The following is a 14,312-nucleotide window of genomic DNA, read 5'->3' as shown; positions in this document are numbered from 1 at the left end:
TTCTCAAATGCATGCTCACCCTACTCAGCAACACAGCACCGCAGTGCCAAAGATTGCTATCGTCGGCCTTGCCGTTCAATATCCCGATGCCGACACACCGGAGCAGTTTTGGCAAAATCTGCTGGATAAAAAAGACTCCCGCAGCCAAATAGACGCGGCCAAACTCAATGCCAATCCAGCGGATTACCAAGGCGTTCAAGGCCAAGCCGACCGTTTTTATTGCGACAAGGGCGGCTATATCCGCAATTTTCGTTTTGACCCACAGGGTTATCAGTTGCCGCCGACGGCCTTTGACGGGCTCGATGAAAGCTTTTTATGGGCATTAGATTGCAGTAAAAAAGCCCTGCTGGATGCGGGTGTGGATTTAACGGCGCCATTGCTTGAGCGCACAGGGATAGTGATGGGCACGCTGTCGTTCCCGACCGCAAGCTCCAATGAACTGTTTTTACCGATTTACCATCAAGCGGTTGAAAAGGCATTAAAAACCAAGCTTAACCAACCCGAATTTTCTCTAGAACCCTTCGCCAATGCGTCAATTGCGGACACACAACTGGCAGCCAATGGCGCCATCGCCCACACAGCGTCTAAATTGTTAAGCGATGCCCTCGGCCTTGGCGGTGCACAGCTCAGCCTCGATGCCGCCTGCGCCAGCTCTGTCTATGCCCTCAAATTGGCCTGCGATTATTTAACTACGGGCAAGGCCGACATGATGCTCGCGGGCGCGGTATCGGGCGCCGATCCCTTCTTTATCAATATGGGATTCTCGATTTTCCACGCCTATCCAGACCATGGGATTTCGGCGCCTTTCGATAGCAATAGCAAAGGCTTATTCGCAGGCGAAGGCGCAGGCGTATTAGTGCTTAAGCGTTTAGAGGATGCCGAGCGCGATGGCGATAATATCTATGCTGTGGTCAGTGGTATTGGCTTATCGAACGATGGCAAGGGCCAATTTGTCTTAAGCCCCAACAGTAAGGGCCAAGTGCAAGCCTTCGAGCGCGCCTATGCCGCCGCCAACACCCACCCGAGCAATATCGAAGTGATTGAATGCCATGCGACCGGTACGCCGCTAGGCGATAAGGTTGAGCTCACTTCGATGGAGCGTTTTTTCGAAGATAAACTCGGCGGCACTCAAGCGCCGCTGATAGGTTCGGCTAAATCCAACCTTGGGCATTTACTCACTGCTGCTGGCATGCCAGGGATCATGAAGATGATTTTTGCCATGCGTTCAGGTCATCTACCGCCAAGTATCAATTTAACGGCGCCGATTTCATCACCTAAGGGGCTGTTTAGCGGTAATAATATTCCCACACAGCGTCAGGCTTGGCCCGATAAAACGGGCAACGATCGTCGCCATGCGGGGGTGTCTGTATTTGGTTTTGGCGGCTGCAATGCCCATCTGTTGTTGGAATCCTATCAGCCGACAGCGCACAGAGCCAAGAAGCAAGCCAACAAACCTGTTTATCAGCAGCAAGCATTAACCGTTATCGGCATGGCGTCGCATTTTGGGCCTTTAGCCTCTATAAATGCGTTGAATAAGGCGCTATTAGCCCAAACAGATGCCTTTATCCCACTGCCGCCTAACCGCTGGAAAGGCTTAGATAAACATCCCGATATCTTGCAGCAATTTGGCCTAAATCGCGCGCCCAAAGGCGCCTATATCGAGCAGTTTGACTTCGACTTTTTGCGCTTTAAAGTGCCGCCCAATGAGGATGACAGACTTATCTCCCAGCAGCTTTTGCTGATCAAAGTCGCCGATGAGGCGATTCGCGATGCCAAGTTAACCGCTGGCAGCAAGGTCGCGGTGTTAGTGGCGATGGAAACCGAGCTTGAACTGCACCAATTCCGTGGCCGCGTGAATTTGCACACTCAACTGGCGGATAGCTTAAAGAAACAAGGCGTTCACCTCTCCAATGATGAATACCTCGCCCTTGAAGCCATCGCTATGGACAGCGTGCTCGATGCCGCCAAGCTCAATCAATACACTAGCTTTATTGGCAATATTATGGCGTCGCGTATCGCCTCGCTGTGGGACTTTAACGGCCCGGCGTTTACCATTTCAGCCGCCGAGCAATCGGTCGCCCGCTGTATCGATGTGGCGCAAAACCTGCTGTCCCAAGAGGTCCTCGATGGCGTAGTGATTGCCGCCGTGGATTTAAGCGGCAGTGTCGAACAGGTCATATTGAAAAACGCTCAAATCGCCGTTGATCTCGATGCCAATAGCGCGAATCCACAGTGGAAGGTGGGTGAAGGCGCGGGCGCTATCGTGCTGACCAGCCAGCAAGCGAGCAAGAGTGTTCAAACGGGTTACGGGAACATTCTAGGTCAAGCATTTGGCACAAATCATCAGCTGCCCAAGCTGTTAGATTCGCTGATAACCGAAACGGCTATCGCCAATCCTTCCGTCCCCTCAGCCATCCATATGGTTGAGCAATGTATTGCCCCAGAAGAGCAACTGCCAGTGGAGCGGCTATTAACGCAGCTTAATCTGATGGGGACGCCATGCAATCGAGTCGCCAATACCCTTGGGCATAACTTTGCCGCTGCGGGTATGGCCAGTCTTTTGAGTGCCCTGATGAGCCTAAAGAACGGGTCTGCGGGTTCAGATAAAAACGCCGCTAAACAGGCATTAGTCTCCACCCAAAGCCAAGGCGTGAACTCGCTGCTGCTGTTAAGCCAAACTACAGCGCAGGCGGCGCAACTAGAACAGCGCCTTGAGCAAGATTTAACCTTGAGTGAGCAAAAGCATTTAATCAAACCAGTGACGCTCGGTGGCCGCGATATCTATCAACATATTGTGGATACGCCACTGCCAGCACTTGTCGCCATCCAAGGCAAAATGCGCCAGTTGCAGCCTTTAGGCCAACAGTCGAGACAAACTAAGCCCACAGAACTAGCAGCACTTGATATCAGGGCAGAAAACGTCACCCCATTTGCCACACCATTAGCAGTAGAGAGCGGTATGTCATCTAACGCACCACACCAATATTCGGCGGCACCCTTGGCGCAGGATTGGGCGTCGCAGGATAGCGCGGCACTGTTACAAAACCAGCAACTGTTGCAAAACCAGCAATTGGCCCGCGAGGCGCACTTAGCCTTTTTACAGAGCCGTGAGCAAGGGCTCAAACTGGCCGATGCGCTGTTAAAAGCGCAATTGTCCCAGACGACACAAATAGGGGCTGTTACACCCCATGTTGCCCCCAGCACAAATGTCGCTCCCACGGCGCAGCAAGCTGTATCAGGCCCAGAATTAAAACCAGAGTTAAAACCTAATCACGCGAATGTCGCTCCCTACACACCACCCGTTCCTGCGGATAAGCCCTGCATTTGGAACTATCAGGATCTGGTGGAATATGCCGAGGGTGACATTGCCAAGGTCTTTGGTGCCGATTACGCCATTATCGATAGCTACGCACGCCGGGTGCGCCTGCCAACCTCGGATTATCTGCTGGTCTCGCGGGTGACTAAGCTCAACGCGCAAATGAACCGCTATCAGCCGAGCACTATGACCACAGAATACGATATTCCCGTGGATGCGCCCTTCTTGGTCGATGGCCAAATTCCTTGGGCGGTGGCGGTCGAATCGGGCCAGTGCGACTTAATGCTGATCAGCTATTTAGGTATCGATTTTGAAAACAAAGGCGAGCGCGTCTATCGCTTGCTCGACTGCACCCTCACCTTCCTTGGGGATCTGCCCCGCGGTGGCGACACCCTGCGCTACGATATCTCCATCAACCACTTTGCCCGCAATGGCGATACCCTGCTATTTTTCTTCTCCTACGAATGCTTCGTGGGCGATAAGCTGATCCTAAAAATGGACGGCGGCTGCGCGGGATTCTTTACCGATAAAGAACTGGCCGATGGCAAAGGGGTGATCCGCACCGAGTCCGAAATTAAGGCAAGAGAGCAAGCACAAATTGCACTGGCTAATGAGTATGCCCAAAACGGCAATAAGCCACGCTTCACGCCGCTTCTTAACTGCGCGCAAACGGCCTTTAGCTACGGCCAAATCCATCGTCTGCTGAGCGCCGACATTGGCGGCTGTTTCGGCGGTGAACATGCGGCCTATCAGGCAAAGTTTGGCCTCCAGCCTTCACTCTGCTTCGCCTCGGAAAAATTCCTGATGATCGAGCAAGTCAGCAAGCTCGACGTGCATGGTGGCGCTTGGGGCTTAGGGCTGGTTGAAGGTCACAAGCAACTAGCCCCCGACCATTGGTATTTCCCCTGCCATTTCAAGGGCGACCAAGTGATGGCCGGCTCCCTGATGGCCGAAGGTTGTGGCCAGTTACTGCAATTCTTTATGCTGCATATTGGTATGCACGCTAATACACAAGCAGGTGGCGTCACAAACGGTCGTTTCCAACCCCTTGAAAACGCATCGCAAAAAGTGCGCTGCCGCGGTCAGGTATTGCCACAATTTGGCACGCTCACCTATCGTATGGAAGTCACCGAAATTGGCATGAGCCCTCGCCCCTATGCCAAGGCGAATATCGATATTCTGCTCAATGGCAAAGTGGTGGTGGATTTCCAAAACCTCGGGGTAATGATTAAAGAAGAAGCGGATTGCACCCGCTATTCGCACAGCAGTTCTTCACAGGGCCATTATTCACAAGGCAATGATTCGCAAGCAGCAAATATCGACAACCAAGCGGAACAAGCGCCGCTGATGGCGCAAATCCCGGACGTTGCAGCTCCCCTGAATAAAGGCGTTGTACCGCTTAAACATGTGAGTGCGCCGATTGCGCCAGCAGGATCTAAGTACGCCAACCGAGTGCCCGACACCCTGCCGTTTACGCCTTATCATTTGTTTGAGTTTGCCACTGGCGATATTGAAAACTGCTTCGGCCCCGATTTTAGTATTTACCGTGGCTTAATCCCGCCGCGCACGCCTTGCGGCGATCTGCAACTCACCACCCGAGTGGTGGCCATTGAGGGCAAGCGTGGTGAGCTGAAAAAGCCATCCTCCTGTATTGCCGAGTATGAAGTGCCCAGCAACGCTTGGTATTACGCTAAAAACAGTCACCCGAGCGTGATGCCCTACTCTGTGCTGATGGAAATCTCCCTGCAACCCAATGGCTTTATCTCGGGTTATATGGGCACGACCTTAGGTTTCCCGGGGCAGGAGTTATTCTTCCGCAACCTCGATGGCAGTGGCAAGTTACTGCGCGAAGTGGATTTACGCGGTAAAACCATAGTCAACGATTCGCGCCTGCTGTCCACTGTGATTGCTGGCAGCAATATCATTCAAAACTTTAGTTTCGAACTGAGCTGCGATGGCGAACCCTTCTACCGTGGTAATGCGGTTTTCGGTTACTTTAAGGCCGATGCGCTTAAAAACCAGTTGGGTATCGACAATGGTAAAATCACCCAAGCTTGGCACCTTGAGCGCGGTATAAAAGCCGACAGCCAAATCAATCTGTTAGATAAAAACGGCCGCAGTTTTGTAGCGCCGCATGGCAAGCCACACTACCGCCTCGCGGGTGGTCAGTTGAACTTTATCGATAAGGCCGAGATTGTCAAAGCTGGCGGTAAGAAGGGTCTGGGATACTTGTACGCCGAGCGCACTATTGACCCGAGCGATTGGTTCTTCCAGTTCCATTTCCATCAGGATCCAGTGATGCCAGGCTCCCTCGGCGTCGAGGCGATCATCGAATTACTGCAAACCTATGCCATAGACCAAGACCTAGGCGCAGACTTTAATAATCCGAAATTTGGCCAGATCCTGTCAGAAATTAAATGGAAGTATCGCGGTCAAATTAATCCATTAAACAAACAGATGTCGCTGGATGTGCATATCACCAGCATTGAAGATAAAGACGGTAAACGCATCATCAAGGGCGATGCCAACCTGAGTAAGGATGGTCTACGCATTTATGAGGTGACCGATATTGCTATCTGTATCGAAGAGGCATAGCGCTAGCGCCTAACTTGCAGCATTAGCCACAGTTAGCTTAAAAACAGCACACAACTGCCGCAGTGCAAGGGAATAAACTCCACTGCGGCAACCAAAAACCCAAAAGTGAACAGTCCAAATGACGAATACCACACTCGATAATAATAAGCTCAGTCCTTGGCCATGGCAGGTTGATGAAGCCGCCATCAGTTTCGATATCGATTCCCTTGGCAAAAAACTTAAAGATCTCAATCAAGCCTGTTACTTAGTCAATCATGCCGAAAAAGGCCTAGGCATTGCCCAAAGCGCCGAGGTGGTGGGTCTTGCGGATACTGCCGCCAGCAATGGCTTACACAAAAGCAATGGTTTGCATCCTGTCAGCGCCTTCGCCCCCGCCCTTGGCACCCAAAGCTTGGGTGACAGTAATTTTCGCCGCGTGCATGGGGTGAAATACGCCTACTACGCAGGCGCCATGGCTAACGGTATCGCCTCGGAAGAGTTAGTTATCGCTCTTGGTCAGGCGGGCATCTTGTGCTCCTTTGGCGCGGCGGGGTTAATTCCATCGCGCGTAGAAGCCGCGATTAAACGCATTCAAGCGGCATTGCCCAATGGCCCCTACGCCTTTAACTTGATCCATAGCCCGAGTGAGCCTGCGCTGGAGCGTGGCAGTGTCGAACTCTTCCTCAAGCATCAAGTGCGTACGGTTGAAGCCTCGGCCTTCTTGGGCTTAACACCGCAAATCGTCTATTACCGCGCCGCGGGCCTGAGTCGCGACGCCAACGGCGAGATTGTGATTGGCAATAAAGTGATTGCTAAAATCAGTCGTACCGAGGTGGCCACCAAGTTTATGGAGCCTGCCCCCGTTAAGATGCTGCAACAATTAGTGAACGAGGGGCTTATCAGCGAAGATCAAATGCTAATGGCGCAATCTGTGCCCATGGCCGATGACATTACCGCCGAAGCCGACTCAGGCGGCCACACCGACAATCGCCCTCTGGTCACGTTATTGCCGACCATTTTGGCGCTCAAAGATACCATTCAAGCCAAGTACCAATACAAAACGCCTATCCGTGTGGGCGCTGGTGGGGGGATCGGCACGCCTGATGCGGCGCTGGCGACCTTCAATATGGGCGCGGCCTATATTGTCACTGGCTCAATCAACCAAGCCTGTGTTGAGGCTGGGGCCAGCGAACATACCCGTAAATTACTCGCCACCACCGAAATGGCCGATGTGACTATGGCGCCCGCCGCCGATATGTTTGAAATGGGCGTTAAGTTACAAGTGGTTAAGCGCGGCACCCTATTCCCAATGCGCGCCAATAAACTCTATGAGATTTACACCCGCTACGACTCGATTGAGGCGATCCCGGCAGAGGAACGACAGAAGCTGGAAGAGCAAGTGTTTCGCGCCTCATTAGATGAAATTTGGGCAGGCACTGTGGCGCACTTTAATGAGCGCGATCCTAAGCAAATTGAGCGCGCACTGGATAATCCAAAACGCAAAATGGCACTGATTTTCCGCTGGTATTTAGGTCTTTCGAGTCGCTGGTCAAACACGGGCGAAGTCGGCCGCGAAATGGATTATCAGATTTGGGCAGGCCCGGCCCTCGGCGCCTTTAATGCCTGGGCTAAAGGCAGTTATTTGGATGATTACCGCGAGCGCAATGCGGTTGATTTGGCCAAACATTTAATGCAGGGCGCAGCCTACCAAGCACGGATTAACCTGTTGTTATCCCAAGGGGTAAGCATTCCAGTCAGCCAGCAACGCTGGAAACCACTGCAACGCTGTTAATTCGCTTTGGTAAACCTTATTGAGCGGGTTAAGTGAAAACTTAATCCGCTTTTTTGACTTCAATTTTTGATTCATTTACGGGTCAACTTCCACTCGGCATTGTTACTATCAATCAATCGAATACATAATGCCAAAAGCCGATTTGAGTTCTGTTTCCGCTCTGCATTGCCACTTCAGTGGCACGCCGTGAACCCATCCTTGGGGGCTCAACGGAAAATCCCTTTTTCCGATGGCCACTGCCATGTCAATGCTCGCCTGCAAACTATCAAATACATACGGCCTGATTTTAAAATGGATTACAGAAACGAACTTTGATGGACGAGATTTCCCCTCGATTCCCCTACGGCAACTCTTACCGAATCGCAGGTAAAAATTGCCTATCACGCTTATATCAACCAATACTCCCGTCAGTACAGCATTTAAAAATAATCTTAATATTCAATAAATTAAATTAAAACCTCAAAGTTGGCATTAAGCTCGCAATATCCCCATTGTGAGTTTATTGCGGGATTGAGTGATAACGGGATGTAAGACGCAACTTGGCACATTCAACTTACTTCACTCGCTCTCAACAACGAACTCCACTAGCTCGCTCGACGTAATCGTACAGAGTGAAGAAGACCGAAAAACCGAAATAAGACAAAGGAGGTGGCTATGTTAGGTTGGACCTTAATGTTTCTGGTTGTGGCCATTATCGCCGGACTGTTTGGATTTACGGGGATCGCTGGCGCCGCAGCGGGGATCGCAAAGATTATTTTCTTCCTATTTATTGTATTACTTGTGATTTCCCTGCTGGTCAACGCCCTTAAGGGCAAGGCACCACGCGCTTAAATTGGATAAAAGGAGAATCGATATGAAACCTATGACCATAATTACCACCGCATTTTTAGCCTTATTATTAACTTTTGGGCTGTCAGCCTGTAGCGACAACCACGCCGAGGATGCAGGCGAAAAAATCGATGAAGCCATCACTGATACCGGCAATGCGATTGAAGATGCCTGTGAAGAACTGAAAGAAGGCGTTAAAGCGAAAGATACCCGCTGCTAGAACGGATGACGGCGAGTAGATAGTCCCGCAAACGAGCCTATCAGGGGAACCACAGTTAAATTGAGTACCACCGAGCCACTTTATCGCGACAGACATTGGTCACGATAAAGTGGGTTTCCCTGAGGCTCGCCGCTTATCAATGGAGGAGATGCCAATGCTGAGTAGGATCCACATTAAGTATTTCTACCTGTTCGGAGCGCTGTTATTTGGCTATTTCGCCGTAACGGGCCACTCTCCCATTCTAACCTTTATTTGGGCATGGAGCAGCCTATCCCTCGCCCTCGTCGGCTCGGCCTATTGGTTTAATCTCGCCAGTATTTTTAGAAAACGTCAGGATGGTTCCATCCCTTGGTATATTCGTTGGGGTTTTATTCCATTTTTATTAGGATGCCGACTCTATAATCTCTGGGCACGCCGCCGCGATAGCATGCCTTCAATGCAAGCCATTGATAAATATCTGTACTTGGGTAGCCGCTTAAGCGCTGCCGATTTACCTAAACTGAATCGTTATGGCATTAACGCTATTTTAGATGTCACCGCCGAATTCGACGGCCTCGATGTGTCCCTGTATGAAGAGCATATCGACTATCTTAATATCCCTATTCTTGATCACAGCGTACCGACTAGCGCCCAATTAAATCAGGCGATTAACTGGTTACATCGACAAGTACGTGCCCAAAAGCGGGTATTAATCCACTGTGCGCTCGGCCGCGGGCGCTCCGTAATGGTGCTGGCCGCTTATCTTGTATGCCGCCGCCCCGAACTCAGTTTTGCCGAGGTGCTGCAACAGATTAAAAGCATTCGTAAAACCGCAGGGTTAAATCGCTGGCAACTTAAAGCGCTGGAGCAGATGTACACTCAAGGGGAAATCAAACTGCATAAACGAGCCTGGATTATCGCCAATCCCGTCTCTGGCGCGGGTAAATGGCAGACCCATGGCGAACAAATTTGCACTGAACTGAAACGCTATTTTGAGGTGCAGTTAGCGCTCACCACGCCAGAGATTAGCGCCCAAACCCAAGCGAAAAAAGCCCGGCTTCAGGGCGCCGATATCATCATCGCTTGCGGGGGCGATGGCACAGTTACTGAGGTCGCGGCGGAGATTATCGACACCGATATCACCTTAGGCATTATCCCCCTTGGCACCACTAATGCCCTATCACACGCCCTCTTTGGTTTAAGCAGTAAGCTCAATGCCGTCTCCCAAGCCCTTGATAATATTATCCAAGGCCAGACACAGACCATAGACACAGCGCGTTGCAATGAGCGACTGGTGTTACTGCTGGTCGGCATTGGGTTTGAACAGCAAATGATTGAGTCGGCGAGCCGCGAGCGTAAAAATGCTCTCGGCCAACTCGCCTACCTCGATGGTTTGTGGCGCGCGGTGAATACCGACACCAGCCTCGAGTTGCAGCTGACTTTAGATGACCAGGCCCCAATGACAGTGAAAACCCACAGCCTAGTGGTTGCCAATGCCGCGCCTTTTACCAGCTTACTCGCCCAAGGTAAGGGCGAACCCAATATGACAGACGGCTTGCTGGATATCACTTGGTTGGATTCAAATAATGAGCCGAATGAACAGCTTATCAGTCTGGCTGAACTGGCTTTTACTGGCTGGATTACAGAGGCCGCCAATAGCGGCTCTGCGACCACGGGCAAAGTAAAACATGCCCATGCTAAAAGGGTGAAGATCAGCAGTCAGCCCCAATCCAAGTATGTGATTGATGGCGAGATTTGTGAGCCGGAGGAACTCAATATCGATATCCTGCCCGCCTCTTTAAAGGTGTTTGTGCCCTATCAAGCGCAAAATGATGAACCGCAGTCAGAGTCATAAATAAGCTAACACATTCAGAATTAACTCTGAACCAAACTCTGAATCAAAGCTGAATCAAAAGCAGAATCAATGCATTAGCTTATTTTCAGGCATTTAAAGTAGGTTACTACTTGGCGACGCTATTGCTAACGGAATCTGCATCAGCGGTTTGAACGTCTGACTCCTGCTCATATTTACTAAGCTTGTTATAGAGGGTTTTAACGCTGATCCCAAGCTGCTCGGCGGTGTCAGTCTTATTGCCCTGACTTGTTTCAAGCGCTTGGTAAATGGCGATTTTCTCCAGCTCCTCAAGGCGCATACCTTGGGGGATCACTACATTTTCCTCCGCAGCCGACTCTTTATCCAAACTGGGCGTAAGCTGCAAATGCTCAGGGATAATCTCATGGTCTGCCAGTATATAAGCGCGCTCGATAGCATGCTTTAACTCGCGCACATTCCCCGGCCAAGTGTGGGCCGCAATCACCTCTAAACTTGAGGACGAGAACACTTTGCTCTGTTTTTCCGCCGCATTGCGATAGGCCAGAAAATGCTTCGCCAGTCCCACTATATCTTCCCCGCGCTCCCGTAATGGCGGCACTTGAATGGGGAAATGCGCTAAGCGAAAGTACAAATCCTCCCGCAGTTGTCCTTGCTCAATCGCCACTAAAGGATCGCGGTTTGTCGCCGCCACAATACGCACATTCGCCTTGAGCACCTTAGGGCTGCCGACAGGGCGATATTCATTATTTTCGAGCACTCTTAATAGCTTAACTTGATGCTCAAGCGGCATTTCGGTGACTTCATCGAGGAATAAGGTGCCGCCTTCGGCCTGCTCAAATACCCCTTGATGATCGCGATTCGCACCGGTAAAGGAGCCTTTTACATGGCCGAAGAGTTCACTATCGACCAATTCTGGGCTCAAAGCGCCGCAGTTAATCGCAATATAGGGCTTATTCACCCGCGGGCTGGCTAAGTGAATGGTATTGGCGACCAGTTCTTTACCCGCGCCACTCTCACCGATAATCAACACATTGCTCTCGGCGGCCGACACGCGGCGGATAGTGCGATACAAGCGGTGCATAGGTAATGAGGAGCCCACCAGCAGACCATATTGATCTAACTCGCTGGCAAAGGGGCGAATGCGTGTCGAGGTATTGGCAACCAGATGCTGGGCAAAATCCGCTAAGGTTTCGCACAGTAACGACATATCGATGGGCTTACGGAAATGGTAGCCCGCGTATTTGGACAAGAGTTTATCGAGGTGAGGATTCGGCAGGCCGTCGGAGAGGAAAATAAACTCCACATCCGCAATGGCGCTCGACTCGAGTAAGGCTAAGTAATCTTCACGGCTTAGACGGGGCAGCTCAATGATCGCCACATCGATACGATTGGCCTCCAGCTGACTAATCCAAGATAAATCATCGGTACTGCGTAGCTTGTTGTAGGTCTGCGCGCCTTCGAGCTGCACTAATGCCTGCTCGGTCTCGAAGTCCTGTAGATGATAGAAAAGCGTTGGTCGGATCATCTTGTGCCACTCCCTGTGAATGAAGCACCACTGTATGCCAGCCGTGAAATTTTAACAATCTCAACGGTAAGAGTTGCCGATAATAAGCAAGCTACTGGCGACAATGGATAAATATCATCAGTTAAATCAATTCATTAACTTATCATTAAAAAGTGAACGAAATATGCATAGAAGCTGAATGAAGCTGATATTTCCATAAAAACTTGGGCAATCCGTGTCGGCGGAGCAGCCCAAACTACCACAGGAGGTCGTTATGACGTCTAATGTTGCGCAACATCAGACCGAGCTGAGCGCCGATATTAAGCTGGTTAATGAGTTAATCGAGCTGACGCAAACCGGCGTGGATTTTTATACTCGGGCCAATACCACTGTCGATGACTACAGCCTAAAACGCATTTTTATCGCCCAAATCAAGACGTATCAAGGGATGCTGGCGCGATTTAAGCAATTGCTCGCCCAATCATTACAACAAATGGGCCCGAACTCGGTGCCGCCGTCGCAGACTCGGCCCTATGCCGATGTCGATGCTTTACTTATCAAACAACAACTCGCCGATGCCCTCGTCGTGCTCTGTGAGCTTGAGCGTCAGCGCCTTAACCATCTCAAACAGTTAATTAAAAAGGCCAACCACCCGAGGTTAATCAGCCAATTGGCCGAAGATATTGCCTGGCTACAAATCCATTTGGATACCTTACACCTGCGTAGCCAAGCCCTGTAAGGCAGCCATGCCAGCCAATAACGCGGCCAACTGAGCCGCGTTTTTGTTGCCTGCGATCTATTTGAGCTTAACGCCTATCCCACTTAAGCCCAATCGCTTAATCACCCTCGGTAATATTTACATTTTGTCGGTAAAAAGCGCCGATTTGACGATTAAGCCAAACACCTAAAATAAGTGCAAACAACACTTAAAACATTTAAAATCAGTAAGATAAAAATATTGGCACGATTCACGCTTTAGTTCCTTCGAGATAACAACGGAGGATATCATTATGAAAAACACGACAACTTTAGCTTTAACCACCTTACTTGTCGGTTCTATCAGTTTAAATGTGGCCGCCGCACAGGATTGGAAAGACGATGCCAAAGATGCTTGGCTCGATGGCAAGGCCGAAACGACTTTGTTGCTTAATACTAACCTCAACTCCTTTGACATTATGACCGACGTGAAAAACGGCCATGTCACCTTAACCGGTCAAGTGGAGAGCAGTGTCGATAAGGCGCTCGCCGCTGAGCTCATCAAAAGCTTAGATGGGGTAAAAGGGGTCGATAACAAATTAACCGTGATGAATGAAGACGAAGGCACCAGTGAGGTGGTGAAGACCCTAACCGACTCTAAGGTTGCAACAGTCGTGAAAACCCGTCTGTTGTTCTCGACCGACGTATCGGGCACCCAAATTAATGTCGACGTTGCCGATGGCGTAGTGACCTTGCAGGGTGAAGTGGCTAGCGATGCAGAGCGTCAATTAGCCCTGACCATTGCCAAAAATACCGATGATGTGAAAAAGGTCGTCGATAAAATCAAAGTCAAAACCTCATAATGGTCCTGACATGCAGCCCTTGCTAATTCAGCGCTTGCCAATTCAACGCTTGATATTAGTCACTCGGGCAAAAACCACAAAACCAGCTTCGGCTGGTTTTGTTTTATCGGCGCGATGTCATGTTAATCATGCCTTAGGCTTCGGCTTCCTGTTCGATGCAGAAGCTAAATTCATAAAAATGTTGTCCATTTTCGATGCTTATCGCCATAGTGCCATATAGCCCTGTGAGTTCACCCGCACCTGAATGGGGGACAACCTCAAGGTGTAATCGGTTTTGACCATCAGTCATAATGCCAAAATGTTGCAGCACAAAACTGCCCTGTCTGCCGCACAGTTTTCCCACGACTTGCTCAATCGCCACGTAACCCGCCGAGCCTTTTACCGCTGTCATAGCACTGAGCATTTCGCCTTGGCTGCGAGCTTCTAGCTCACCATAAAAGGTTTTATCTAAGGTCATTCTGCCCAAGTTCACGCCGCCCACACCTGTGGCATAGGCATTCTCGGGATTGAGCTTAACATCAAATTTGCCCGTGACTTTGGTCATTTCCATGACACGCTCCTTGTTCTAATTTTATGTTTTATGCCAAAACCTTAGCTTTCCCAGCCGCTAGGTGAAGTAAAGAATCCACCTTCTGAAGAAGGTGGCTTTGTTTTAACCCCCTAAAAGGGGGCCTTTATTCAAGAGCAAGTTGACCCTGCTCTTGCC

Annotated in this window: 9 protein-coding genes; 7 read left to right on the top strand and 2 right to left on the bottom strand. The window is 50.4% G+C overall.

Going from position 1 to position 14,312, the window contains the following annotated elements:
* Positions 1-7 precede the first annotated feature (7 nt).
* The 5 genes from SHD_RS11995 (at position 8) to SHD_RS11975 (ending at position 10,564) form a co-directional block, all read left to right on the top strand.
* Positions 8-5,911 (top strand): hotdog fold thioesterase, encoded by a 5,904-nt coding sequence (locus SHD_RS11995; RefSeq protein WP_023267358.1) that lies wholly within the window; start codon positions 8-10, stop codon positions 5,909-5,911.
* A gap of 118 nt (positions 5,912-6,029) precedes the next feature.
* Entirely contained in the window at positions 6,030-7,682 is a 1,653-nt protein-coding gene (gene pfaD, locus SHD_RS11990) for an eicosapentaenoate synthase subunit PfaD (RefSeq protein WP_023267357.1), read from the top strand.
* A 654-nt stretch (positions 7,683-8,336) separates the two neighbouring features.
* Positions 8,337-8,513 (top strand): DUF1328 domain-containing protein, encoded by a 177-nt coding sequence (locus SHD_RS21620; protein ID WP_011626732.1) that lies wholly within the window; start codon positions 8,337-8,339, stop codon positions 8,511-8,513.
* A 22-nt stretch (positions 8,514-8,535) separates the two neighbouring features.
* A complete protein-coding gene (locus SHD_RS11980) occupies positions 8,536-8,730 on the top strand; it encodes a hypothetical protein (protein ID WP_023267356.1) in 195 nt (64 codons plus the stop codon).
* 154 nt (positions 8,731-8,884) lie between these two features.
* Positions 8,885-10,564, top strand: coding sequence for a YegS/Rv2252/BmrU family lipid kinase (locus tag SHD_RS11975; RefSeq protein ID WP_039978266.1), 1,680 nt, complete (start codon positions 8,885-8,887; stop codon positions 10,562-10,564).
* A gap of 106 nt (positions 10,565-10,670) precedes the next feature.
* On the opposite strand, the gene SHD_RS11970 is transcribed toward SHD_RS11975, so the two are convergent.
* A complete protein-coding gene (locus tag SHD_RS11970) occupies positions 10,671-12,068 on the bottom strand; it encodes a sigma-54 interaction domain-containing protein (RefSeq protein WP_023267354.1) in 1,398 nt (465 codons plus the stop codon).
* 253 nt (positions 12,069-12,321) lie between these two features.
* Between SHD_RS11970 and SHD_RS11965 the strand changes: the two genes are divergently transcribed.
* Positions 12,322-12,786 carry a glutamyl-tRNA reductase gene (locus SHD_RS11965; RefSeq protein ID WP_023267353.1) on the top strand — a complete coding sequence of 155 codons (465 nt, stop codon included), beginning with the start codon at positions 12,322-12,324 and terminating at the stop codon, positions 12,784-12,786.
* 271 nt (positions 12,787-13,057) lie between these two features.
* Positions 13,058-13,606: a BON domain-containing protein gene (locus SHD_RS11960; RefSeq protein WP_023267352.1), complete on the top strand. Its 549-nt coding sequence runs from the start codon at positions 13,058-13,060 to the stop codon at positions 13,604-13,606.
* A gap of 133 nt (positions 13,607-13,739) precedes the next feature.
* On the opposite strand, the gene SHD_RS11955 is transcribed toward SHD_RS11960, so the two are convergent.
* Positions 13,740-14,156, bottom strand: a complete 417-nt coding sequence (locus SHD_RS11955) for a DUF3224 domain-containing protein (RefSeq protein ID WP_023267351.1) — start codon at positions 14,154-14,156, stop codon at positions 13,740-13,742.
* Positions 14,157-14,312: the final 156 nt, after the last annotated feature.

This window comes from Shewanella decolorationis S12 (assembly GCF_000485795.1).
GTDB lineage: Bacteria > Pseudomonadota > Gammaproteobacteria > Enterobacterales > Shewanellaceae > Shewanella > Shewanella decolorationis.
Note: the sequence above shows the minus strand (reverse complement) of the source record. Positions and strands in the feature narration are given on the sequence as shown.

Coding starts and splice junctions, on each gene's coding strand:
- SHD_RS11995 (WP_023267358.1), top strand. CDS start 8: ATGCATGCTCACCCTACTCAGCAACACAGCACCGCAGTGCCAAAGATT.
- pfaD (WP_023267357.1), top strand. CDS start 6,030: ATGACGAATACCACACTCGATAATAATAAGCTCAGTCCTTGGCCATGG.
- SHD_RS21620 (WP_011626732.1), top strand. CDS start 8,337: ATGTTAGGTTGGACCTTAATGTTTCTGGTTGTGGCCATTATCGCCGGA.
- SHD_RS11980 (WP_023267356.1), top strand. CDS start 8,536: ATGAAACCTATGACCATAATTACCACCGCATTTTTAGCCTTATTATTA.
- SHD_RS11975 (WP_039978266.1), top strand. CDS start 8,885: ATGCTGAGTAGGATCCACATTAAGTATTTCTACCTGTTCGGAGCGCTG.
- SHD_RS11970 (WP_023267354.1), bottom strand. CDS start 12,068: ATGATCCGACCAACGCTTTTCTATCATCTACAGGACTTCGAGACCGAG.
- SHD_RS11965 (WP_023267353.1), top strand. CDS start 12,322: ATGACGTCTAATGTTGCGCAACATCAGACCGAGCTGAGCGCCGATATT.
- SHD_RS11960 (WP_023267352.1), top strand. CDS start 13,058: ATGAAAAACACGACAACTTTAGCTTTAACCACCTTACTTGTCGGTTCT.
- SHD_RS11955 (WP_023267351.1), bottom strand. CDS start 14,156: ATGGAAATGACCAAAGTCACGGGCAAATTTGATGTTAAGCTCAATCCC.